Origin of the sequence: Modicisalibacter muralis, assembly GCF_900102945.1 — a bacterium.
In the GTDB taxonomy this organism is placed as follows: domain Bacteria; phylum Pseudomonadota; class Gammaproteobacteria; order Pseudomonadales; family Halomonadaceae; genus Modicisalibacter; species Modicisalibacter muralis.
Genome location: NZ_FNGI01000012.1, coordinates 1 through 23010 on the forward strand (window position 1 = coordinate 1; position 23010 = coordinate 23010).

General features: G+C 60.7%; 19 protein-coding genes and 1 rRNA gene. 5 read left to right on the forward strand and 15 right to left on the reverse strand.

All coding sequences use genetic code 11. The features are described from left to right. The 3 genes from BLR92_RS16795 to ilvC all read right to left on the reverse strand — a co-directional run. Nucleotides 1-96, reverse strand: a 16S ribosomal RNA gene (locus BLR92_RS16795); the annotation flags it as partial. Between the two features lie 293 nt (nucleotides 97-389). Next, nucleotides 390-1226: a CDP-diacylglycerol--serine O-phosphatidyltransferase gene (gene pssA, locus BLR92_RS16800; protein WP_089730439.1), complete on the reverse strand. Its 837-nt coding sequence runs from the start codon at nucleotides 1224-1226 to the stop codon at nucleotides 390-392. 166 nt (nucleotides 1227-1392) lie between these two features. Next, nucleotides 1393-2409 (reverse strand): ketol-acid reductoisomerase, encoded by a 1017-nt coding sequence (gene ilvC, locus BLR92_RS16805; RefSeq protein ID WP_089730440.1) that lies wholly within the window; start codon nucleotides 2407-2409, stop codon nucleotides 1393-1395. A gap of 135 nt (nucleotides 2410-2544) precedes the next feature. Between ilvC and ilvY the strand changes: the two genes are divergently transcribed. Further along, entirely contained in the window at nucleotides 2545-3426 is an 882-nt protein-coding gene (gene ilvY / locus BLR92_RS16810; protein WP_089730441.1) for an HTH-type transcriptional activator IlvY, read from the forward strand. A 62-nt stretch (nucleotides 3427-3488) separates the two neighbouring features. Here ilvY and ilvN read toward each other — a convergent pair whose 3' ends face one another. From ilvN to rluD, 5 genes are all read right to left on the reverse strand, one after another. After that, nucleotides 3489-3980, reverse strand: coding sequence for an acetolactate synthase small subunit (gene ilvN, locus BLR92_RS16815; RefSeq protein WP_089730442.1), 492 nt, complete (start codon nucleotides 3978-3980; stop codon nucleotides 3489-3491). After that, entirely contained in the window at nucleotides 3980-5704 is a 1725-nt protein-coding gene (locus BLR92_RS16820) for an acetolactate synthase 3 large subunit (protein WP_089730443.1), read from the reverse strand. The genes ilvN and BLR92_RS16820 overlap by 1 nt, the downstream gene beginning before the upstream one ends. Before the next feature lie 378 nt (nucleotides 5705-6082). After that, a complete protein-coding gene (gene clpB / locus BLR92_RS16825; RefSeq protein WP_089730444.1) occupies nucleotides 6083-8665 on the reverse strand; it encodes an ATP-dependent chaperone ClpB in 2583 nt (860 codons plus the stop codon). Between the two features lie 211 nt (nucleotides 8666-8876). Continuing rightward, nucleotides 8877-9632: a peptidoglycan editing factor PgeF gene (pgeF, locus tag BLR92_RS16830; RefSeq protein WP_089730445.1), complete on the reverse strand. Its 756-nt coding sequence runs from the start codon at nucleotides 9630-9632 to the stop codon at nucleotides 8877-8879. Beyond that, on the reverse strand, nucleotides 9629-10588 hold the full coding sequence (gene rluD, locus BLR92_RS16835) for a 23S rRNA pseudouridine(1911/1915/1917) synthase RluD (RefSeq protein WP_089730446.1): 960 nt from the start codon (nucleotides 10586-10588) through the stop codon (nucleotides 9629-9631). Before rluD ends, pgeF begins: the two co-directional genes overlap by 4 nt. A 107-nt stretch (nucleotides 10589-10695) precedes the next feature. Between rluD and BLR92_RS16840 the strand changes: the two genes are divergently transcribed. Continuing rightward, nucleotides 10696-11487, forward strand: a complete 792-nt coding sequence (locus tag BLR92_RS16840; RefSeq protein ID WP_089730447.1) for an outer membrane protein assembly factor BamD — start codon at nucleotides 10696-10698, stop codon at nucleotides 11485-11487. 175 nt (nucleotides 11488-11662) lie between these two features. On the opposite strand, the gene BLR92_RS16845 is transcribed toward BLR92_RS16840, so the two are convergent. After that, a complete protein-coding gene (locus BLR92_RS16845) occupies nucleotides 11663-13294 on the reverse strand; it encodes an NAD+ synthase (protein ID WP_089730448.1) in 1632 nt (543 codons plus the stop codon). 126 nt (nucleotides 13295-13420) lie between these two features. Between BLR92_RS16845 and BLR92_RS16850 the strand changes: the two genes are divergently transcribed. After that, nucleotides 13421-13687: a PP0621 family protein gene (locus BLR92_RS16850; RefSeq protein WP_089730449.1), complete on the forward strand. Its 267-nt coding sequence runs from the start codon at nucleotides 13421-13423 to the stop codon at nucleotides 13685-13687. Here the strand turns inward: BLR92_RS16850 and thiO are convergent, their stop codons facing one another. Further along, complete coding sequence (thiO, locus tag BLR92_RS16855) at nucleotides 13688-14797, reverse strand: glycine oxidase ThiO (RefSeq protein ID WP_089730450.1); 1110 nt, start codon at nucleotides 14795-14797, stop codon at nucleotides 13688-13690. A 99-nt stretch (nucleotides 14798-14896) separates the two neighbouring features. Here thiO and BLR92_RS16860 point away from each other — a divergent pair, with 99 nt between their 5' ends. Beyond that, entirely contained in the window at nucleotides 14897-15430 is a 534-nt protein-coding gene (locus BLR92_RS16860) for a pilus assembly FimT family protein (protein WP_089730553.1), read from the forward strand. An 11-nt stretch (nucleotides 15431-15441) separates the two neighbouring features. Here BLR92_RS16860 and BLR92_RS16865 read toward each other — a convergent pair whose 3' ends face one another. Genes BLR92_RS16865 through BLR92_RS16885 form a run of 5 tightly spaced genes read right to left on the reverse strand, consistent with a single transcriptional unit; the run spans nucleotide 15442 to nucleotide 22110 of the window. After that, on the reverse strand, nucleotides 15442-15888 hold the full coding sequence (locus tag BLR92_RS16865) for a type IV pilin protein (protein WP_089730451.1): 447 nt from the start codon (nucleotides 15886-15888) through the stop codon (nucleotides 15442-15444). A 4-nt stretch (nucleotides 15889-15892) separates the two neighbouring features. Continuing rightward, entirely contained in the window at nucleotides 15893-20242 is a 4350-nt protein-coding gene (locus BLR92_RS16870) for a pilus assembly protein (protein WP_089730452.1), read from the reverse strand. After that, nucleotides 20232-20804 (reverse strand): PilX N-terminal domain-containing pilus assembly protein, encoded by a 573-nt coding sequence (locus tag BLR92_RS16875; RefSeq protein ID WP_089730453.1) that lies wholly within the window; start codon nucleotides 20802-20804, stop codon nucleotides 20232-20234. The genes BLR92_RS16870 and BLR92_RS16875 overlap by 11 nt, the downstream gene beginning before the upstream one ends. Further along, nucleotides 20801-21574 carry a PilW family protein gene (locus tag BLR92_RS16880; RefSeq protein ID WP_089730454.1) on the reverse strand — a complete coding sequence of 258 codons (774 nt, stop codon included), beginning with the start codon at nucleotides 21572-21574 and terminating at the stop codon, nucleotides 20801-20803. Before BLR92_RS16880 ends, BLR92_RS16875 begins: the two co-directional genes overlap by 4 nt. Continuing rightward, nucleotides 21571-22110 (reverse strand): prepilin-type N-terminal cleavage/methylation domain-containing protein, encoded by a 540-nt coding sequence (locus BLR92_RS16885; RefSeq protein WP_089730455.1) that lies wholly within the window; start codon nucleotides 22108-22110, stop codon nucleotides 21571-21573. Before BLR92_RS16885 ends, BLR92_RS16880 begins: the two co-directional genes overlap by 4 nt. A 367-nt stretch (nucleotides 22111-22477) precedes the next feature. On the opposite strand from BLR92_RS16885, the gene BLR92_RS19840 reads away from it, so the two are divergent. Then, entirely contained in the window at nucleotides 22478-22975 is a 498-nt protein-coding gene (locus BLR92_RS19840) for a GspH/FimT family pseudopilin (RefSeq protein WP_217636609.1), read from the forward strand. The last annotated feature ends 35 nt before the right edge of the window (nucleotides 22976-23010 follow it).

Genomic DNA, 23010 nt, shown 5'->3' on the forward strand with positions numbered 1-23010 from the left:
CCACCAGGAAGCAAGCTTCCCGTGCTGCCGCTCGACTTGCATGTGTTAGGCCTGCCGCCAGCGTTCAATCTGAGCCATGATCAAACTCTTCAGTTGCAATCATTGTGATCCTTGCCCTTCCGAAGAAGAAAGCGGATCAAGCTTGGCTCGAGCTCAAACGTCTCAAACTTGACGAGTCGCTTGTCTCGATCGTCGGTGACTGATCACCGCATCGTCGACAAGCGCCCACATGAATTACCTGATCGATTGTTAAAGAGCGTCGCAACTTGCGTCTGCGCCAGGACTAAAACCCTGACTGCCTCGCTGCGAGAGAGGCGTATTCTACCGATCCCGCGCGGCCTGACAAGCCCTTGGCGCGAAAAAAGTTTATCTGGGTCATCAGGCAGTCATTATTGGCGAGACGCAGGCTTGGAGCGGCGCACCTTGCGCATGATCGACATGGCCGGTCCGGAAGCCACATAACAGCCGAATAGCATCAACAGCATGACCGAGGGTTCGATGGAAATCACTACGAAGCCCAGCACGATCGCCAGCAGCGCGACGAACGGCACGGGACCCTTGAGATCGATCTCCTTGAAGCTGTAATAACGAATATTGCTGACCATCAGCACGCCGGACAGGGCAACGACCAACGTCATCAGCCACTTGAAACCCGGAGCCTCGGCATCGAAATTGTGAAAGACCCACACGCAACCGGCTACCAACGCCGCGGCAGATGGGCTGGGCAAACCGATGAACCATTTCTTGTCGATAGAGCCGAGCTGCACATTGAAGCGCGCCAGGCGCAGCGCCGCACAGGCGACATATACGAAGGCGGCAATCCAGCCGGTCTTGCCGACATCCTGAAGTATCCAGGTAAAGGCGACGATAGCCGGTGCCACGCCAAAGGAAAGCATGTCGGCCAGGCTGTCATATTCGGCGCCGAAGGCGCTTTGGGTATTGGTCATCCGCGCGACACGGCCATCGAGGCCATCGAGAACCATCGAGACGAATACCGCGATCGCCGCTTCGGCGAAATCGCCATTGATCGCCGCGACCACGGCGAAAAAACCCGAAAACAGCGCCGTGGTGGTAAACAGATTGGGTAATAGATAGATGCCGCGACGCCGCACCTTCTTGCCGTCCTCCACGGTTTCCTCGACGACATCGGTCTCGCGAGCGAACTCGGAGAACTCGGAACTGATGTGATGTTCGGATGATTCGTTGGGGTTAGGGTCTTGGGTCATGGCTCTCGTTCCGTTGCCGTACTTGCTGCCGCACATAGGCATGAGAAGTCATTCTACACGCTGTCGCCCCTAACGATAGGCGCGCACTCACAATGAGCGCCAATTCGAAACACCAGAGGCGCGGAAATCCGCGCCTCTGTGAGTACAGCCTGAACCGCTATCGCGTTCAGTTCTTGCTCTTGTCGACCAACTGATTGGCAGCGATCCATGGCATCATCGAGCGCAGCTTCTCGCCGACCTGCTCGATCGGATGCTCGGCGTTGAGGCGACGACGTGCATGCATCGACGGATAATTGGTGTTGCCTTCCTGAATGAACATCTTGGCGTACTCGCCGGACTGGATGCGCTTGAGTGCGTTGCGCATCGCCGCGCGCGATTCGTCGTTGATGACCTCGGGGCCGGTGACGTACTCGCCGTACTCCGCGTTGTTGGAGATCGAATAGTTCATGTTGGCGATGCCGCCCTCGTACATCAGGTCGACGATCAGCTTGAGCTCATGCAGACACTCAAAATAGGCCATTTCCGGTGCATAGCCAGCCTCGGTCAGGGTCTCGAAACCGGCCTTGACCAGTTCCACGGCACCGCCGCACAGCACGGTCTGCTCGCCGAACAGGTCGGTCTCGGTCTCGTCCTTGAAGGTGGTCTCGATAATGCCGGTGCGGCCGCCACCGATGGCGGAGGCATAGGAAAGCGCGATTTCCTTGGCCTGGCCCGAGGCATCCTGCTCGATGGCGATCAGGTCGGGAATACCGCCGCCCTTGGTGAATTCGGAGCGCACGGTATGACCCGGTGCCTTGGGCGCGATCATGATCACATCGAGATCGCCGCGCGGCACGATCTGGTTGTAATGAATGTTGAAGCCATGCGCGAAGGCCAGGGTCCCGCCCTGCTTGAGATTGGGCTCGATATCGCGCTCGTAGATGGCTTTCTGGTTCTCGTCGGGAGCGAGCATCATGACCACGTCGGCGTCCTTGCTGGCATCGGCGACGCTGGCGACTTTCAGGCCAGCCGCTTCGGCCTTGGCTGCAGAAGACGAACCGGAACGCAGCGCCACGGTCACATCGACGCCGGATTCCTTGAGGTTGTTGGCGTGGGCGTGGCCCTGTGAACCATAACCGACGATGGCGACCTTCTTAGCCTGAATCAGCGAGAGGTCGCAGTCCTTATCGTAATAAACGCGCATGATTAACTCCTAATAAAAGTGGGCTGTGTCGTGTCGGCGCCGAAATCCGACCATGCCGGTCAAGATACGTCAGGCAACACATTGCGTAAAACGCTATATTTGCAACACCGCGATTCATAAAATGAAATGACGACAATGGACCTTCGCCCCTTAAGACAATTCCTGATACTGGCGGACACCTTGCACTTTGGCCGCACCAGCGACGCCTGCCATATCAGCGCTTCGACACTCAGCCGGAGCATCGCTCAGTTGGAGGACGCCCTGGGTGTGCGACTGTTCGAGCGCGACAATCGCAGCGTGCAGCTAACCCGCGAAGGCCGACTGTTCCAGCAGTATGCCCGTGATGCGCTGGAGCAATGGGAACTGCTGCGTCATTCGCTGATGGAGGAAGCCGGCGAGCTATCGGGCGAAATCAGCATCTATTGCTCGGTGACGGCCAGTTACAGCTTCCTGTATGAACTACTCAGCGAGTTCCGCCTGCGCTACCCGCGTATCGAGCTCAAGCTGCATACCGGCGACCCGGCTGATGCGATTGCCCGCGTCTTGAATGGTGACGAGGACATGGCGATCACCGCGCGCCCTGAAGCGCTGCCCGGCCAACTCGCGTTCAAACCCATCGCAAAGTCGCCGCTGGTATTCATCGCGCCCAGTGAGGAGGCGAGCTGGCTACCCTCGGCGTCGGCACGACCGCAACCCGATGAATGGGCCAACACACCGATGATTCTTTCGGAATCGGGACTGGCTCGCGAACGCGCCGATGCCTGGTTTCGCCAACTCGGTATCAAGCCACGCATTTACGCCCAGGTGGCCGGCAACGAAGCGATCGTCAGCATGGTCGGGCTGGGCTTCGGGATCGGCGTGGTACCCAAGATCGTGCTCGATAACAGCCCGCTGGCCAGCCGCGTGAATCTACTCGATGTACAGCCACGGCTAGCGCCCTACGACGTGGGACTGTGCGTCACCGACAAGAAGCTCAGAAACCCGTTGATCCGCGCGTTATGGGATCAAGTGCGTTGAGAAGCAGCCATGAAAAAAGCCGCTCACGAGGAGCGGCTTGGAAGCGGTAGTGATGTTTGGCGTCAGAGGCCCAGCACCTTATCGCCACGGGAAATCCCCGAAACGCCGGTGCGCGCCACCTCGAGAACGCCGATCGCCGCCATGGCCTGCAGGAAGGCATCCAGCTTGCCGGCGTCACCAGTGATCTGCACGGTATAGACACTTGGCGTGACATCGACGACCTGCGCACGAAAGATATCCGCGGTGCGCTTGACCTCATCACGCTGCGTGCCCAACGCCTTGACCTTGACCAGCATCAGTTCGCGCTCGATATGGTTGCCCTCGGTCAGATCGACCAGCTTGACCACATCGATCAGCTTGTTGAGATGCTTGGTGATCTGTTCGATCACCCGGTCGTCACCTACTGTGGTCACGGTCAGGCGCGACAGCGTCTCGTCTTCGGTCGGCGCCACGTTCAACGACTCGATGTTGAAGTTGCGTTGCGAGAACAGCCCCACCACGCGGGACAGGGCGCCGGGTTCGTTTTCCATCAGGATCGAGATGATATGGCGCATCAGGTCCGCTCCGTCTTCGAAAGCAGCATGTCACGCATGGCACCCAGGGGTACCTGCATCGGATAGACGTGCTCGCGCGGATCGACATAGATGTCGAGGAACACCAGCTCGGTCTTATCGGCGAAGGCTCGCTCGAGCGCCGGCTCGAGATCCTCGTGACGTTCTACCTTGATGGCCGTGAAGCCGTAGGCCTCGATCAGCTTCTGGAAGTCCGGCAGCGACTCCATGTAGGAATGCGCATGGCGAGACTTGTAGTTCAAATCCTGCCACTGGCGCACCATGCCCAGCGAGCCGTTGTTGAGATTGACGATCTTGACGCCGATCCCGAACTGCTTACAGGTCGACAACTCCTGCATCATCATCTGGAAGCTGCCTTCGCCGGTGATGCAGACCACATCGTCATCCGGGTAGCTCTGCTTGATGCCCATCGCCGCCGGGAAACCGAAGCCCATGGTGCCAAGCCCCCCGGAAGTGATGAAGCGGTGGGGCTTGTCGAATTTGTAGTACTGCGCGGCGAACATCTGGTGCTGGCCGACATCGGTGGTCACGAACGCTTCGCCGCGGGTCAGGCGGCACACCGTCTCGATCACCTGCTGCGGCTTGAGCGGCTCGCTCGCCTCGGCCGGCTCATAGAGCTTGCCACGACGCTCCTCGCGCCAGCCGTCGATCTTCTCCCACCATTCGGCGAGCGCCTCGGGATTGGCCGGCTCGCGCCCCTGGACCAGGCTGATCATCTCGTTGATGACGCTGCCGGCCGGGCCGACGATCGGCACATCGGCGCGCACCGTCTTGGAGATCGAGCTGGGATCGATATCCACATGCACGATCTTGGCGGTGGGGCAGAACTTCGAGGTGTTATTGGTCACACGGTCGTCGAAGCGCGCGCCAATCGCGACGATCAGGTCGGCATGGTGCATGGCCATGTTCGACTCGTACGAGCCATGCATGCCCAGCCAGCCCAGCGACTGACGATCGCTCTGCGGATAGGCGCCGATGCCCATCAGCGTGGTGGTGATCGGATAACCCAGGCGCTGGACCAGATCGGCAAGCCCCTCGCAAGCATTGCCGGTGATCACACCGCCACCGGTGTAGAACACCGGACGCCGCGCCTTGAGCATCAGCTCCACGGCTTTCTTGATCTGGCCGGTGTGACCGCGCGTGACCGGATTGTAGGAGCGCAGCTTGACCTTCTTCGGATAGACGTACTCGTAGCGCTCGGTGGGCGCGGTCATATCCTTGGGGATATCCACCACCACCGGGCCCGGGCGGCCGGACGCCGCCAGGTAGTAGGCCTTCTTGAGCACCATCGGAATCTCGGACGGATGACGAATCGAGAAGCTGTGCTTCACGATCGGCCGGGTCACGCCGATGATGTCGGTTTCCTGAAAGGCATCCTCGCCGATCAGGTGACTCGCCACCTGGCCGCATAGCACCACCATCGGGATCGAATCCATATAGGCGGTGGCGATACCGGTCACGGCATTGGTCGCGCCGGGGCCGGAGGTGACCAGCACGGTGCCGGGCTTGCCGGAGGCGCGTGCGTAGCCATCGGCGGCGTGGGTCGCGGCCTGTTCGTGACGAACGAGGATGTGTTTGACGTCATCCTGGCGGAACAGCGCGTCGTAGATATGCAACGCCGCCCCACCCGGATAGCCATAGATATATTCGACGCCCTCATCCTTTAGGAAGCGGGCGATCATATCGGCGCCGGAAAGCAATTCCACTGTTGTTTCTCCCCTGGAGGTCTCGAGTGCCATTTCGCACCCAGGCTTGGGTCGCGAATGTCGAGTGCGGCAATACGCCGCTGCCGGCCCATGCCGGCACCTGATGCCAAACCCTGGCTAATCCGGCCCGGATGGGGCCTGCACTCTTCATCGCGACGGATCGCCGCGTCGGGGGTTAGGCCGGGTCCAAGCGGTTGGCTTGAGCCCGGAAAGTCCTTCTAAGGCGGGTAGAGGTCTAACACCTACCCTTCGCGTGACAATCGGGGATCGCCCAGTAAGCGCCACGCCCACAATCAGGAACCGTCAAGATTCCAATAGCTGGGTAACGCTGTCAACCACCTGGCCGCGCCAGGTAGCCCTCTGGCACTTATTTGGCGCTCATTTGGCAAAACGCAAATGGCCATCCTCGGCGGTCACTCGGATGGTATCGCCGGGAACGAAACGTCCGGCGAGCAGATCCTGCGCCAGCGGGTTCTCGATGCGGTTCTGGATCGCGCGCTTGAGCGGGCGCGCGCCGAACACCGGATCAAAGCCCACCACCGCGAGTTGCGCCATGGCGTCGTCGCTGACCGTGAGCTTGAGATCGCGCTCGGCCAGGCGCTTGCGCAGCCGGTCGAGCTGGATCGCGGCGATCGCCTGAATCTGCTCCTGGCCGAGCGCGTGGAACACCACGACTTCGTCGATGCGGTTGATCAACTCTGGGCGGAAGTGATTACCGACCACGCCCATGACCATCTCCTTCATCACCTCGTAGTCGGCATCATCACCGCCCATGCGCTGAATGACGTCGGAGCCCATGTTCGAGGTCATTACGATCACCGCGTTGCGGAAATCCACGGTGCGGCCCTGGCCATCGGTCAGTCGGCCGTCTTCGAGGACTTGCAGCAGGATATTGAAGACGTCCGGGTGGGCCTTCTCGACTTCATCGAGCAGCAGCACCGAATACGGCTTGCGCCGCACCGCCTCGGTCAGATAGCCGCCCTCCTCGTAGCCGACGTAACCCGGCGGCGCGCCGATCAGCCGCGCCACGGAGTGCTTCTCCATGAATTCGGACATATCGATGCGCACCATCGCCTCCTCGGTGTCGAAGAGGAAATTGGCCAGCGACTTGCACAGCTCGGTCTTGCCCACCCCGGTCGGGCCGAGAAACAGGAAGGAGCCATTCGGCCGGTTGGGATCGGATAGCCCGGCACGCGATCGGCGCACCGCATTGGCCACGGCGGTGACCGCCTCGTGCTGGCCGATCACCCGCTCGTGCAGCGCTTCTTCCATGCGCAGCAGCTTCTCGCGCTCGCCTTCGAGCATCTTGGCCACCGGGATGCCGGTCCAGCGCGACACCACCTCGGCGATTTCCTCCTCGGTGACGTTGGAGCGCAGCAGCACGTGCTGCGAGGTATCGGCTTCCCCCTCGCCGGACTCGGCGATCTTCTTCTCGAGCGTGGGAATCACCCCGTACTGCAGCTCGGACATGCGCCCCAGGTCGCCCTGGCGACGCGCCGCCTCGAGATCGATGCGTGCCTGCTCGAGATCGGCCTTGTACTGGGCCGCGCCCTGAATGCTGGCCTTCTCGGACTTCCATACTTCCTCGAGATCGGCATACTCGCGCTCGAGCTCGTCGATCTGCTCTTCGAGGCTCTCCAGGCGCTTGTGGGAGGCCTCGTCGGTCTCCTTGTTGAGCGCCTCGCGCTCCATCTTGAGCTGGATCAGGCGGCGGTCGAGGCGGTCCATTTCTTCCGGCTTGGAATCGAGTTCCATGCGAATCCGCGAGGCCGCCTCGTCGATCAGGTCGATGGCCTTGTCGGGCAACTGGCGATCGGTGATATAGCGCGTCGACAGCTTGGCCGCGGCGATGATCGCCGAGTCGGTGATATCGACGCCATGGTGCACCTCGTAGCGCTCCTTGAGGCCACGCAGGATGGCGATGGTATCTTCCTCGTTGGGCTCGTCGACCATCACCTTCTGGAAGCGCCGCTCGAGCGCGGCGTCCTTCTCGATGTACTTGCGATACTCGTCGAGCGTCGTCGCCCCCACGCAGTGCAGCTCGCCGCGCGCCAGCGCCGGCTTGAGCATGTTGCCGGCGTCCATCGCGCCCTCGGCCTTGCCGGCACCGACCATGGTATGCAGCTCGTCGATGAACAGGATCACTCGGCCCTCTTCCTTGGCCAGTTCGTTCAGGACCGCCTTCAAGCGCTCCTCGAACTCGCCACGAAACTTGGCACCGGCCAGCAGCGCGCCCATATCCAGCGACAGCACCAACTTGTCCTTGAGGCCCTCCGGCACCTCGCCGTTGATGATGCGCTGCGCCAACCCCTCGACGATGGCGGTCTTGCCCACGCCGGGCTCGCCGATCAGTACCGGATTGTTCTTGGTGCGGCGCTGCAGCACCTGAATGGTGCGGCGGATCTCATCGTCGCGGCCGATCACCGGGTCGAGCTTGCCCTCGGCAGCGCGCGCGGTGAGATCCAGCGTGTATTTATTCAGTGCCTCGCGGTTGTCCTCGGCGCCGGCGTCGTCGACCCTGGCGCCACCGCGCAGGCTGTCGATAGCCGCGATCGCGGCCTTCTTGGTCAGCCCGGCCTGAGTCAGCACCTTGCTCACGGCGTGATTCATTTGCAGCGCCGCGAGCAATACCAGTTCGCTGGCGATGTACTGATCGCCGCGTGCCTGGGCCTCGCGGTCGGCCAGATTGAACAGCCGCGCCAAGTCCTGGCTCATGCTCACGTTGCCATCGAACTGGCCGACTTTGGGCAGGTTGTCGAGATACCCAACCAGGCCATCGCGCAATTTTGCCACGTCTCCGCCGGCCTTCTGCACCAGCCCCTTGATACTACTATCGCTGGTGTCGAGCAACGCCGTCAGCACGTGCCCGGGATCGAGTTGATTGTGGCCACGCCCCACCGCCAGTGACTGCGCCTCGGCCAAGGCATTCTGCAATTTGCTGGTCATGCGATCGATACGCATCGAATTCCTCCATTGGGGCGCGGCGGCGTTTGGACGCGCCGGCCCGATCATTCATGTTTGACACATCAATGGAGGTATGTTGGGCAGGTTTCAAGTCGGAGGAAGAAGGAAGAAGGAAGAAGGAAGAAGGGCAGTCTGAACTGGAACATTTCCGACAACCACCTCGCGAGTGTTTGTTTTTCTCTTCCCGCTTCATACTTCCGACTTCTATCTATCTTAGCCAGATCACACTGGCCATACGCCCGGTCACCCCATCGTCACGCCGATGCGAATAGAAACGCGGCTCGCAGGCGGTGCAGAAATGTCCGCCGCTGATATGCGAGATGCCCAGGCGCTCCAGGCGCAGGCGCGCCAGCCGGTAGAGATCGGCCATGTAGTGATCGAGCCGATAAGGGCTAGGCTCGAAGGCGCTGGCGGCTTCGGGCTGCATCGCGACGAAGGTGTCGAAGACCTCGCGACCGACCTCGAACTGGGCATTGGAAATCGCCGGGCCAAGCCAGGCCATCAGCTCATCCGGCGCACAGCCCAGTGCGGCGACGCTGGCCTCGAGCACGCCGCCGGCCAGCCCGCGCCAGCCGGCATGCGCCAATCCGATACGGGTACCCATTCGGTCGCAGAGGAAAACCGGCAAACAATCAGCGGTGAGAATCACGCAAGCATGGCGCTCGTCGAAGGCCACCGAGGCATCGGCCCTGGGCGCTGCCGTGGCAAATTCGCCGCGGTACTCCTGAATCACCGTGGCGCCATGTACCTGGTCAAGCCACAGCAGCGGCCGATCACCCCCGACCTGAGCGGCCAATAGCGCCCGGCAGCGCTCGACCGTGGCGGGGTCGTCACCCACGTGAAAAGCCGGGTTGAACGCCGCGTAAGGGCCATGGCTGGGGCCCGTCTCGCGAGTAGTGACAAAGGCACCAACCGTGCTCGGCGCCGGCCAGTCGGGCAGCAGCAGCGTCGGTTGTTCGCTCATCGTCGCTCCTCGCTGTCGACACGCAGGTAATCGAGCAGCATCAGCAGATCGTCGGCCAGTTCGGCACGAAACTCCACCCGCTTGCCACTCGCCGGATGGATAAAGGCCAGCTTGCGGGCATGCAGGGCCTGTCGCGGGAACTCGCGGAGGATTTCCTTGAGCGTATCCGAGGCACCGGCCGGCAACTTGAGGCGCCCGCCATACAGCGCATCGCCGATCAACGCAAAGCGCCGATGCGCCATGTGCACGCGAATCTGATGGGTGCGCCCGGTTTCCAGCTTGCAGCGCACGTGAGTATGCCCGCGAAAACGCTCGACCACGCGGTAGTGGGTCACCGCCGGCTTGCCCGAGGCGGTAACCGCCTGGCGCTTGCGATCCTTGGGATGACGGCCGATCGGCGCGTCCACCGTGCCACCGGCGGTCATCACGCCGATCACCACGGCGTCGTACTCGCGCGACACGCTGCGTGCCTGCAACTGCTCGACCAGCGAGGTCTGTGCGGCCAACGTCTTGGCGACCACCATCAACCCGGTGGTGTCCTTGTCGAGACGATGCACGATACCCGCACGCGGCACCCCGGCAAGCTGCGGGCAATGATGAAGCACCGCGTTGAGCAGGGTACCGTCGGCATTGCCCGCGCCCGGATGCACCACCAGCCCCGCCGGCTTGTCGATCACCAGCACGTCGTCGTCCTCGAAAACGACATTCAGCGCGATGGCCTGGGCCTCCCAACGCACTTCCTCTTCGAGCACGGCGTGCAGCGCCAATTGCTCGCCGCCGTAAATCTTGTCCTTGGGCCTGCCCTGGCTGCCATCCACGGTCAGGGCTCCCTGTTTGATCCAGCCCTTGAGTCGCTCGCGGGAAAAATCGGGGAATAACTCCGCCGCAGCCTGGTCGAGTCGCATGCCAACCATGGCTTCGGGAATGCGTTCGTCGCGATGCAGGGTTTCGGGCATGGATCGCTCGTGCCTGTGACGTTTAGAGTGAGGTGCTTTATAGTGAGCCGAATTCGGCTGATTCTAGCATGCCGTCGCAGATTATATTGCCCGACACGAGGATGACGATGCGCGTTTTTCCCCTTGCTGCCCTGGCCCTGGCCGCCGCCCTGATGGTCGGCTGTTCCAGTAATGAGGTCGCCCCCGACCTTCAAGAGCAGGAGCTTTATCAACAGGCCCAGTCTTCTCTGGACGCAGGCCGCTACAGCACTGCCGTCGATCAGCTCGAGGCGCTGGACACCCGCTTTCCCTTCGGCAGCTATGCCGAACAGGCCCAGCTCGAGCTGATCTACGCCTATTATCAGATCGAGAACTGGGAAGCCGCGCGCGCCGCCGCCAGCCGCTTTATCCGCCTGCACCCCGACCATCCGCAGATCGATTACGCCTACTACATGCGCGGCCTGGCCGCCTATCAGGCCGGGCGCTTCAGTCTCGAGGGCCTGGAACTGATCGATATTTCCAAGCGCGACCTGGGCGCCAGCCGCGACGCCTATGTCGATTTCGGCGAACTGGTACGGCGCTTTCCCGGCAGCCCCTACGCCGCCGATGCGCGCCAGCGCATCATTTACCTGCGCAACGTGCTGGCGCGTCACGAGTTCAACGTCGCCGACTTCTACCTGCGCAAGGGTGCCTATGTCGCCGCCGTCGAGCGTGGCCGCTGGGTGATCGAACACTATCCGCGCTCCACCGCGAGCCGCGATGCCCTGGCGGCGATGGTCGAAGGCTATCTGGGCCTCGGCATGCGCGATCGCGCCAGCGAAGTGCTGAAGGTACTGATCGAGAACGATCCCGACAACGCGCGCCTCGATGGCCGCACCTTCGAGCCGGAGCACGTCGATGCGAAGCCATTGACGTTGTAAGACGGAAGACGGAAGACGGAAGACGGAAGACGGAAGACGGAAGACGGAAGACGGAAGCACGCTGGAGGGGCTACGTGCTCTCGTCAATGGAATTGTTCGATGCTGGCAAAGGCCGCAGCCATGTGCTGCGGCCCTTCTTTTATCTTCCGACTTCCCCCTGTCACGAAGTGACTATCTATTCCCCCGGCTGCCAGCCGTTGACGATCGGGTAACGCCGATCCCGGCCGAATCCGCGTGATGTCACGCGCACGCCGACCGGTGCCTGACGACGCTTGTATTCGCTGCGATCAACCAGTCTTACCACGCGGTAGACCTCTTCCTCGGAGAAACCGGCTGCGATGATCGCTTCGGCGCTCATGTCATCCTCGATATATCGTTCGAGGATCGCATCCAGGGTATCGTAGTGAGGCAGCGAATCGCTGTCCTGCTGGTTGGCCGCCAGCTCCGCCGACGGCGGACGCGAGATGACCCGCTCGGGGATGACCGGATCTTGCGTGTTGCGCCACTTGGCCAGGCGATAGACCCACGTCTTGTAGACATCCTTGAGCGCATTGTAGCCACCCACCATATCGCCATAGAGCGTCGCATAACCCACCGCCATCTCACTCTTGTTGCCGGTGGTCAGCACCATCAGGCCCTTCTTGTTGGAAATCGCCATCAGCAGCACGCCACGACAACGCGATTGCAGGTTCTCCTCGGTGGTGTCCTGGGGCGTGCCGGCGAAGCTCTCGGCGAGCGTCTCGTTGCACGCCTCGACCATCGACACGATCGGCATCACCTCATAATTCACACCGAGCATACGCGCCTGCTCGGCGGCATCCTCCTGGGAGATATCGGCGGTGTAATGGTATGGCATCATCACCGCCTGTACCCGATCGGGACCTAACGCATCGACGGCAATCGCCAGCGACAGGGCGGAGTCGATACCTCCCGACAGCCCCAGCACCACGCCCTTGAAGCCACTCTTGTTGACGTAATCGCGCAGTCCGGTCACCAGCGCGCAATACAGGCTGTCTTCGGCCTCGGCCAGCGGCTCGCACTCACCGGCCTGCGGCACCCAGTGTCCATCGGCATGGGTGAAGCCGACCGGCATCAGCCCGACCTGCCAATGCGGCGCACGCACGCAGAGCTCGCCCTGGGCATCGACCACCAGCGAGCCGCCATCGAACACCAGCTCGTCCTGTCCGCCAATCTGATTGACATAGACCAGCGGTCGCTGCACCTCGCGAGCACGCTCGGCGAACAGCGCGAGCCGTTCGGCTGGCTTGTTCTGGTGATAAGGCGAGGCGTTGAGCGTCACCAGAATATCGGCGCCGGCCTCGCGCGCCTGATGTACCGGGCGGCCCTCCCAGAGATCCTCGCAGATCAATACGCCCAGGCGCGCGCCGCGATGCTCGATCACCAGCGGCCGGTTGCCCGGGGTGAAATAACGGCGCTCGTCGAAAACCTGGTAATTGGGCAGCACCTGCTTGGCGTACTCGCCGAGCCAATCGCCGTTGTAGAGCACCCCGGCGAGATTGTAGTAGCCACCGTCGCGGCGCCCCGGATAGCCGACGATCACCATCACGTCGCGCGCGACCTTATCGGCCATGCGCTGCCTTGCGGCCTCCAGGCGAGCCTCCATCGATGCGCGCAGCAGCAGATCCTCGGGCGGGTAGCCGGTCAGGAACAGCTCGGGCAACACCACGATATCGGCCTTGTGCTCGATTCGCGCCTCGCGCACCGTTTCGATGGCGCGCTCTGCGTTACCGGGAATATCACCCACCAACGGATCCAGTTGGGCCATTACCAGAGTCAGGTCTTGCATGAGCGAATCACATCCTCGAATTGGCTGAAAAAGAGCGGGCCTATACACTACCCAATAGCCAACATTGTCCCGCAAGGCCAGCGCCGAGGCAAAGCCGCCAAGGCTCAGCATGGGAGTCAGCAAAGGATGAACCTATTGATCATACGCCTGATCATTTTCGTGGTGTTGCTGTGGGCAGGGCTCAAGCTCTATCGCATGTACCGGGAATGGAAACACGAACGCGACGAACTGGCCGGGCGGGAGCAACGTAACCTGGACAACGGCCAAATGGTGCGCTGCGCCTATTGCCGGGTGCATTTGCCGGAAGACGAGGCGCTACACCAGGACGACCAGTGGTTCTGCGGCCCCAACCACCGGGATCGCTACCTGACGGAGCGGCCGCCCCAGGCGTGATCAGGCGCCGCGAGAACCGGTCAGACAATAAGGCGATGGATCGACGATCGGCTCGCGCCCCAGCAATCGATCGACCAGCAGGCGCGTCGACGCCGGCGCCAACACCAAGCCGTTGCGATAATGCCCAGCATTGACGTAAAGCCCATTGATGCCCGGCACCGCGCCAATCGTCGGCACGCCATCCGGGGAGCCAGGGCGCAACCCCGCCCAATGATGCTCCACCGGACAATCGGCCAGCGCGGGAACGATACGCGTTGCGCTGTCACGCAACGACGCCAGCGCCTCGTCGGTGGTGCGCTTATCGAAGCCGGCTTCTTCCAGGGTCGAGCCCGCCAGCACGCGGCCATCGCTACGCGGAATCACGTAGCGCCCGTCCATCAGCACCACGCGCCGAACCAGTTCCGGTGGCGCCTTGAACAGAATCATCTGACCCTTTACCGGGCGTACCGCCAACTCGACGCCGGCACTGCGCAACAGTTGCGCGGCCCAGGCACCGCCACAAACGATCACCTGGCCCGCCGCGAAGCGCCCTGCTCGACTGGCCACGCCAGTGATCGCGCCATGCTCGACACACAATCGTTCGACATCCACATCCTCGCACAGCGTCACTTGCGGCATCGCCATCAGGCGTGCACGCAGCGCCTGGCCCAACCGAGGGTTGCGGATGCTGCCCAGCGTCGGCATCCACAAGGCACTTTCGAATCCCGGTGCCGCCTGGGGCTCCTTGGCATAGAGAAAATCCGCGCCGACGCGCTCCAGTGGCTTGCCCACCACACGCGCCCAATCCAGCGCCTGCTCGGCATCGTCGACGCGCAAATACAACAGCCCCTTCTGGCGATACTCCGGATCGATACCGGTTTCTTCGAGCAGGCGCAACGACAACTCGGGATAAAAGCCCTCCGACCAGCGCGACAGGCGCGAGATCGGCATGCTATAGCGCCACGGATACAGCGGCGAGACGATGCCGCCGCCCGCCCAGGACGCCTCGCGGCCACATTCGCCGCGCTCCAGTAGCGTGACGCGGTGACCGGCATCGGCCAATTGCAGCGCCGTCATCATGCCGATGACGCCGCCGCCGATAATCAGAAAATCGCTGTTCGTGGCACTCATTAAGGTCCCTGATTCGTGCAATCTGCGTTGGTTACACCCAACCCCCGTTCATATACTCTACCGGCACCACCCGCTCGAATACACCGCTGAGGGCCTGGCATGCGCGTACACAAAAGCTCGGGATTCACGCTGATCGAGCTGATCGTCGTTGTCGCACTAATTGCCATTCTCGCGACCTGGGTGGTGCCGGGATTTCAGGGGCTGATCGCCCGCACAACGCTCGATAGCGAAATCGAACGGGTCCGGCAAGCACTGCTCACCGCGCGCGCGGAAGCGGCCCAGCGGCGTGCGCCGGTAAGAGTTTGCCCGACCGAGGACGAACTGGAGTGCTCATCGGATTGGAGCGTTCCACTCATGATCTTCGTCGATGCCAATGACAATGGCGAGCGAAACGCCAGCGAGGAACTGGTCAGCATCAGCCAGCGTAGCGCCAATGCCGAGATCACCATTACCCCGAGTGACGAGCTAGGCAGCGGTATCGCTTATCGAGCCGATGGCTTTACCGACATCAACGATGAAATTCTATCCTTCAAAAGCAACGACCTGCCGGCTGATGAAGCCAAGGGCATTTGCATCGAATACGCCAGGGTCACATCGGCCAGCTTAAGCGTGGCAAAGGCCAACTGTGGCTAACGGTATTTTCGCTACCAGCACTCATTCACCGTCACGACCACCCTCTCGCCTTCAGCATCTTCCTCCACTATTCCGGCCGACCTCGAGCCATTCTGGTTCAACGTGAGCGTGCCACATTCGTCGCTTTGTTGCGTCCCTTGAGGCGCCGCGTTCAACGTATACGAGCTGCCCGAGTTCGCCATCGTAAGGATGATCAGATAACGCGCATCGCCACCCTCAGGCACTCGGCCCACCTGCACGGCCGACGACGCGGAGCCTCCCGCGTTGGCATAACTGAAAGTCTGCGAATAGCGCCGCTCGAGACGCTGTGCGATCTCCAAAAGCTCGGCCTGCGCATCGGCGCGATAGCTGCGCTCCACATAGCCTTGATAGGCGGGTATGGCGATCGCGGCCAGGATGCCGATGATTACCATGGCGAGCAGCAACTCGATCAGGGTGAAGCCTCGCTGTCGATGCATCGTGTCACTCCAGTATTCGCCAGGAAGCACGGCCCAGCCGCAATCGATTGAGGGATTGCTCGACGATCCGCTGTATGTCGCCGGCAGTGTTGACCGAAACCTTCACTTCGCGCTTGCCGCTGTCGTCGCTACGCACGACGGGGGTGAACAGTGCCCCCTCCGTCTTGACGCCGACTGGGACTACCTGGCTACCATCGACGCTTAGCGTATCGCCGGCATTGATCTGGCCGTCGCCATTGGTGTCGATCAGTGGCCGATTGGGCGCGGCACCGCTATGCGCCTTCAGCTCATAGAGATAACCTTCGTCCTCGGCGCCGCACAGGCCGATCCCGGGAATCAGCGTGGTGAAAATGATGCGATCGCCGCGCAACAGCGGGCGGCTGACGGCACGCTCGTGGTCGGGGAGATCGACAAACCATCCCCACGTGCTGGTGTCTTCGCCATAGGTGTTCCCGAGCGGAAAATAGCGGATCTCCGCATTGCTGGTGACGAGATCGCGCTCGCTCAGATCGTCGCGGCCCAAGGGGCTTGTCGGTTCGAACGGCGCGCGATCGCGTACCGCATATAGCGTATCGTGCGACTGTGACGTCGGCGTGCTCTCCCCCTCGGGTCCACCCGTGCCGAAATACAGCATGACGCCGCCCTCCGGATGCGCCCCCACTTCGAGGCCCGTGGTGATGACCTGCGCCGTACCGCCGGCGCTCGCGGCACGAAACAGCAGGGAGATATTCCCATCCTCATCCCACTCGCTTGCGGAGTCGTCACTCAGATCGAAGCGCCAGACGTTGCCCTGCAGGTCGCCGGCATACGCCAGGTCCATGCGGCCATTGTCGTCGCTATCGATCATCGACACCGACGACAGACCATTGAGGCCCGCATTGGCAACATGTCCGGGCGTCAGCCTGATCACCTCGTCCTTGTCCCACTCCCACTCGCCATCGTCTTCCTCATAGGCATCCACGGGGAGAATGTATAGGCTGGCCTTGCCGGATTCGCTAAAATAGCCGTTGCCGAAAACCACAGCGTGGTCGCCGTTTTCAAGCTGCACGATACTCGGGCGGTCGTAGACGAATCCCAGATGCTCCCCACCATTCAGCTTTTCGTCGTCTTTCGGGCCGAACTCCCACAGAGCGATCTTCGCGGCATTGTCTGCGTCCTCGCTAAAAGCACTGGGATCGGTCACATCGAGGGCGAAGATCCCCTTGCCACCGGAACCGAGCCCGCTGGCAAGCAGCGAAATCCACTCACCGTCGAGCCGGACATCGAGCACCGTCGGGCTGCCGTCGACGTAATAGCGGTGTAGGTAATTGGGATCGATCAGCCTGGCTAGCGCACCATAGTTGGGCTCCGCCTCGAGCAGGATGCCTGGAATGTAGGCCAGCAGCTCTTCGCCGGTCTCGGCATTGAAGCCATGCAGCATGCCATCGTTGGCGCCGACATAGACCACGGGCGTGCGGCCGCTGTACGCGGTGCGAAACTCGGCATAGCTGGTGTCGTTCTCCGCGGGGACATGATAGGTATCCGGCCGCCCCGCATAGTAGGGCTGAGAGCCGACGATATCGCCCAGCGGCGCCGCGCTGCCGTCCAGCCAGAGCCGGTTGCGCAAGAAGCCGCCGTTGCGCTGTTCATCCTGCGGGTCCCCACGCAGATAATTAACATAAGGCTCCAGTTCTCCCTGCATGCGAAAGGGTCTTCCATCACCGTAGAGCCAAGCTATGATCGTCCGCTCGTCGGGTGACGGCATTGCCTTTCGGGCACTCCACAACGGCGTACTGGAAACACCTTCGTCACTGATCGAGAAGGCCAAAAGATCGCCCGACCAGCTGTTGACGTTGTTATAGATCGTCTGGAAAAGCGTATCGCCTGAGCTGGCACTGAAACCCAACCCTGACCCGCTGCGTGCCGAGCTTCTGAGTACCTGGTCCAGCACCTCCTGCAGCGAGTCCACCAATTCGCCTACCCGGCTGACCTCGAAGTAGGCACTGGGAGAACCATCCTCATTGACGCCATCGTTGCCATATCCCGCCGCGTAATAAAGCGGAGGGCGAAGAAAGTTGCCAGAGGAACTATCGCTTATTCGGTACCTTTGTTCGCTATCTCCATCATTAATACGGCACTCATCGTTGCCGCTGCCGTTGCCGTTGCCGTTGCCGTTGCCGTTGCCACCACATTCGTAACGATCATATCCATTTATTCCAGAATGAACATGAAAGCCATCATCTTCGGTACCACTGACAATATAACCAACACCCATTATTTGGCTGGTTGACTGGTTATCAACATCCGTTCTTATTCTCAGATTGTTGCCATCGATTCTATATTCCAGGGTCATGACGAGATCGGAATCGTAATCGCCACCGAATTCCGAATCTTCCCATATGACATCAAAAGACCCTCGGCCATCTCTGTCGTCATCATCCTCATCGTCTGATTCCGAGACCCGAAAATCCACGATGGCGCACTTACCGATCCGGTTAGGGTTGATATTCCTCCCGCTGCCACTCACTTGGTCGCCGGTGCTATAGCTTTCGCAGGCGGGCACGATGGTGATTACCCTGTCGTTCTGCTGGCCTCCATCCCAGCCGTCATTGCCCCAATCGTCACCATCTCCATCCCAGTCATCGTCATCGTCATCGTCCCTCACCCGTACCCTGATTTCGGGGATATTCGAGCTTAGCCTGACTGCATAGGTCGATATATTGTTTCCCTGCGCATCATCGTCGGGGTCCTTGACCACCAGATTCTCATAAGCGTACTTTGCCAGCCCCGCGACGTGATAGCTCCCCTCCAGCCCAGGCGCCGTAGGACAGATTCCCTGTACGCCACCCAGTCCGACGATATCCTTGGCCGTGCACTGTTTATTGACGTTGCTGCCTGCTTCACCGATGAAATAAGCGCCCGCCAACCCTTCTTCCTCGCCAACGTCGTCGGTCGATGCCTCTATCCCGCTCGCGGCTAGTCTCGTCCAGCCACCCAGCTCATCCGCATCGAAGGAGGCCTCGCTGGCGTTCATCAATACCATCGAGTGCGCGGCACACCAGTCATTCGAGTCGTTGCCTGTCCAGGCTGGTGATGTCAGCCCTGCCACATAGCTCTCTTCGACGACACCACTGCCCACCGAGAACCCACTCATTGGCGAGGTTTCCCCCGTCAGGTAGCGAATGGCTTCCAGGGTCATTTCGGCGAGAGGGTTCCCCCAGCTCGAGCACTCCCCATTGCCGAAATCCTCGGCCTTTTTGCCGAACCCACAGGAATCCCCATCGTATGTTCCCGAAGAAAAGCTATACCGAGAAACGCGAAAAGCATCGATATTGCTGACGATACCGCTGACATCCGGTTTAAAAACGCCCGTCGCCACATCGAGCTCTTCCAGGAAGCTGCGTACATTGCTTCTTAATACGCCCCCGCTCCTGTTCTTTGCGTAGGATCCGGATATCAGGCCGAAATCGATGCTACTGGCATATTCGTGAAGCAGGCCGACCGGCTTGTCGTAATCGGAACCGGGGTAGTTTTCACAAGGCGTGCCGTCGTCGCTTACGCAGACTTCCACGCGCGCACGATAGTTGTTCCTGCCCAGTCCTTCATCGCCTTCTCTTGGGCGATCTCCCTGAATCCCTTGACCTTTCTCGTTTCTCCAGACGCATTGCCAGCGTTCATTGGCGGACCACCTTGGCCACCTTCCTCTTGCCACACGAATCAATGGCGCGCCAGTTATGTCCTTGGAGGCCCCGCTCGCAGCGTAGGTGGTATTGCAGATGGTGATTTCCCCCTCATCGAAGGGAGTGTTGTCCTCGATGACATTGTTATCCTCGATGACCTTGGCGAAACTGTGCGCATCGAGCGGCAGGAAAGCGCGCTCGAGGATGGTGCTCTCGGTCGTGCTATCCCGATAGCGTTTGCCGCCATAGAGCACCTTGCGCAGAATATCCATCCGCGTCATGGTGGCCCAATTGAGGAAGTTTCCGCTCCAGTAATTGCCGCCGTCGTCATCGTCATCGTCATCGTCATCACGATTACATTCGAAATCGTCGTCCGTATCTCTCCCCCGCTGAAAGGCGCCCCCCGCTAAATCCGTTTCATACTCATAGCAGCCCTCACTATCGAAATAGCCGTAATAGCGAATCGAGTCCTTGTAGGTGTCATCGATTTCGCCATCGCCGTCCAGGTCCGAGAAGTCCGTATAGGCCTTGTAGAAGAGCTGATGGTCGTTCGACATGACGATCATGCTTTGAGGCTTGACGTTGGCCTGCGAACTGGGGGGCGGCTTATAGGGCACGCTCTGGGCCACGGCCATACCGTGGATAATGCATAGCGCGATTGATGTCAGCCAAGTCATCGAACCTTTAATAGACATAGCGCGCCTCGAGAATCCGTTTCATCCTGGCACCGGGCCCGAAACCCACGGCGAAGACGCGAAAGAAATACCGCGGATCGGTGATCTCAGGCGCCTGCCCCTTCACCATTCCGCCAGAGGACATATAACCTTCGATTGCCGTTTTCGCGATGCAGCCGATCATATAACGGGGTTGACGCGACAAGCTGAGGCCCGTGCTCAATGCGAAATTCGCCACGGCGCCCTGCTCCGCGACATCCTGCCAATGCGCATCTTCCTCAAGCGCTTCTGCGCTGAGAATCTCATAGGTATCGGCCGCTCCCCCCAAGCAGACGGCCGCGAGCTTGTCGATGCCATCGGCGGCATCGAGCCGCGCCTCGGCTGCCTGCAAGGCCGCTTCGGCAGCCTGGAAAGCGATACGGCTGGCATGCTCGTTACTCGAAAGATGCTGTTGTAGCCTTGTCGTCTGGCTGTTGGAAAAAGCCAGGACACTGACCAGCGCCACCAGAACCAGCGTGATGAGCAGCGCCGCGCCGCGTTGATTTCGTCTTTGCCCTGCACGGGCTTCCCGAGATGGTTTCATAGCCCCCCCAGGAGATTGCGCAGCGCAACGACACGCGAGATATGCCGACGCATTCTATCGTCGTTATAGGTCAGTTCTTGCTCGTCAATCCGGATAACCTGCGCCTGGCTCGTCGCGAAAGCCGGCTCCATACTGGACAGCACGAGATCGACACGCACGGCGCGCACGCTGGGCCAATCGACGCCGTCGGCGTAGCGCTTGTAGCTATTTGAGCCGTCGAGAAAGGCCCAGCGCAGCGCATCGACGCCAGCAATCAGCGTGACCGCCCCATCCGAGGTGGTGCCACCGGCGGCGTCGCTATAATGGAGCGTGCATTGCAGCGTGTTATTCACAGTGTCGATATGTGCGATCACCACAACATCGGGGTCATCGAGCGCCTGACCGCTGCAGTCACGCAGCGGCTGCTCTTCGAGGGACGCCGCACGATAGCGAATCCACAGTTCGCCCTGAGCCGTGGCTTTCACGACTTCTCCCGCCGCGAAACCGGGCATGCCCCCCGCTGCCACCCGAGAGGGAAAGATTAATGTGCGAGCCTGCCAGTCGTCGGCGTAGCCGGCGAGCCATAACTGCTGCTCGATCATGCTGATGGCGAAGCGGCCATGATCGTTGACACCGCTACTGGCATTGACGTTGCCATACGTCTGTCGACTCGAAAGGTAATAGCCCGTGACCAGGCCCACGACGACCAGGCCAATGACCATACTGATCATCAGCTCGACCAGGCTGATACCCAACTGGCTGCCCATACGCACGGAGCAGGAACGCTTCATAGCAGCGTCTCCAGCCGTATGCAGCCGCCGGACGTTGCATCCTGCCCGCAAGTGGGAAGAGGATCATTCGCGCCGGCCGGGCGTTGTCGCCAACGTATCGCCAACTGAGCTCTCGTCTCACTAGCGGATTCGGTCACGGAGAGGTTAACGAGGGAACTGGGCAGCGATGCCGACACGTCCTGAAGCCAGCGCGCCATTTCCTGGCACGCAATGCTAGTGCCGGTGCCGCAACCCTGAAGCTTGTTGTCGGTTATCGCATAGTCGTCGGCATTGACGCGATCGGCGCGCAACTGCTCCAGCATGCCGCCGGCAAGATTGACCGCGCTGGCACGCCAGCTAGCATCGCGCATGTCTTGCAGCGTCAGTAGCTGAAGGCTGGCGACGCCCAGCAAGGCGATGCTGATAATCACCAGCGTCATCAGCGATTCAATGAGAGTGATACCGCACTGACGATGACGACGAGCGCTGCTATTCAGCATGAGCTGAAGACCGAAAATTGGGCCAAGGAGGCTTTTTTGTGACATAAGGCCATGCATTCACCGGCTTCGAGTTCAAAGAATTTGGCGCATAGGCCGGTCGGGATTCTGATAGCGTCAGTTGTCGGCGGGCCGCGCCCACTTCCATCGAGGTGTTTTACCGTATTACGGCGCGGCGAATCGTTTCTTTAGCTGAATGGCTCACGCTGTTTCCACGATGCTGCGAAGCGCGCAGGGGGTTGTCAGGGCGGGAGTTTTCTAAACGCCATTCAAATCTGCCGGAATGGCAAATTTCCTACATCAGAATACGCCTTCGCTTACAGCGCCTTGCCACTATATGGCCGAAAATACGTGGTTCCTGTATTCGAGCCCAAGGCCGGTAATGTCGAAATACCCAACGTGTCGCCTTACGCCATCCACCCAGCGCATGCGCGGCTTTACGTTAATCGAACTTCTGGCGGTCATCGCGCTTATGGCGATCATGGCAACCTGGGTGGTTCCCAGCTTTCAATCGTTGGCCGAGCGCAATCGAGTTTCGGTCGAGGTGATGCGGCTGATGGGCGCGCTCGGCCAGGCACGTAGCACCGCAATCACTCGGCGCGAGGAGGCTGTTATCTGCCCGACCAGGAATCAGTCGGAATGCGACGCGGATTGGAAATTACAACTCATGCTGTTTATCGACAAGGATGGCACACCCGCTGAACGAACCAATGATGAAGCCATTCTGAAGGTTTGGCCTGCTAGCGAGGTCGCCGCATTGGACTATAGCGGCTTTGGCAGCAACCGCTATTTGCGTTATCGAGCCAATGGCCGACCCAAAGGACAGAACGGAACCTTTAATTTATGTTCATTTTCGGGAAACAATGTCAGCTTGGTATTAAGTTCTCATGGTCGCTTGCGAGTGGCCGAGGACGAGGATTGTTGAACATCGACCCGATCTTCACGAGCGGCTACCCATCC

Coding starts and splice junctions, on each gene's coding strand:
- BLR92_RS16885 (WP_089730455.1), bottom strand. CDS start 22,110: ATGCATGGCCTTATGTCACAAAAAAGCCTCCTTGGCCCAATTTTCGGT.
- BLR92_RS16840 (WP_089730447.1), top strand. CDS start 10,696: ATGCGCGTTTTTCCCCTTGCTGCCCTGGCCCTGGCCGCCGCCCTGATG.
- ilvN (WP_089730442.1), bottom strand. CDS start 3,980: ATGCGCCATATCATCTCGATCCTGATGGAAAACGAACCCGGCGCCCTG.
- pssA (WP_089730439.1), bottom strand. CDS start 1,226: ATGACCCAAGACCCTAACCCCAACGAATCATCCGAACATCACATCAGT.
- pgeF (WP_089730445.1), bottom strand. CDS start 9,632: ATGAGCGAACAACCGACGCTGCTGCTGCCCGACTGGCCGGCGCCGAGC.
- BLR92_RS16865 (WP_089730451.1), bottom strand. CDS start 15,888: ATGCATCGACAGCGAGGCTTCACCCTGATCGAGTTGCTGCTCGCCATG.
- BLR92_RS16875 (WP_089730453.1), bottom strand. CDS start 20,804: ATGAAACCATCTCGGGAAGCCCGTGCAGGGCAAAGACGAAATCAACGC.
- BLR92_RS16860 (WP_089730553.1), top strand. CDS start 14,897: ATGCGCGTACACAAAAGCTCGGGATTCACGCTGATCGAGCTGATCGTC.
- thiO (WP_089730450.1), bottom strand. CDS start 14,797: ATGAGTGCCACGAACAGCGATTTTCTGATTATCGGCGGCGGCGTCATC.
- BLR92_RS19840 (WP_217636609.1), top strand. CDS start 22,478: ATGCGCGGCTTTACGTTAATCGAACTTCTGGCGGTCATCGCGCTTATG.
- rluD (WP_089730446.1), bottom strand. CDS start 10,588: ATGCCCGAAACCCTGCATCGCGACGAACGCATTCCCGAAGCCATGGTT.
- clpB (WP_089730444.1), bottom strand. CDS start 8,665: ATGCGTATCGATCGCATGACCAGCAAATTGCAGAATGCCTTGGCCGAG.
- ilvY (WP_089730441.1), top strand. CDS start 2,545: ATGGACCTTCGCCCCTTAAGACAATTCCTGATACTGGCGGACACCTTG.
- BLR92_RS16870 (WP_089730452.1), bottom strand. CDS start 20,242: ATGTCTATTAAAGGTTCGATGACTTGGCTGACATCAATCGCGCTATGC.
- BLR92_RS16880 (WP_089730454.1), bottom strand. CDS start 21,574: ATGAAGCGTTCCTGCTCCGTGCGTATGGGCAGCCAGTTGGGTATCAGC.
- ilvC (WP_089730440.1), bottom strand. CDS start 2,409: ATGCGCGTTTATTACGATAAGGACTGCGACCTCTCGCTGATTCAGGCT.
- BLR92_RS16845 (WP_089730448.1), bottom strand. CDS start 13,294: ATGCAAGACCTGACTCTGGTAATGGCCCAACTGGATCCGTTGGTGGGT.
- BLR92_RS16850 (WP_089730449.1), top strand. CDS start 13,421: ATGAACCTATTGATCATACGCCTGATCATTTTCGTGGTGTTGCTGTGG.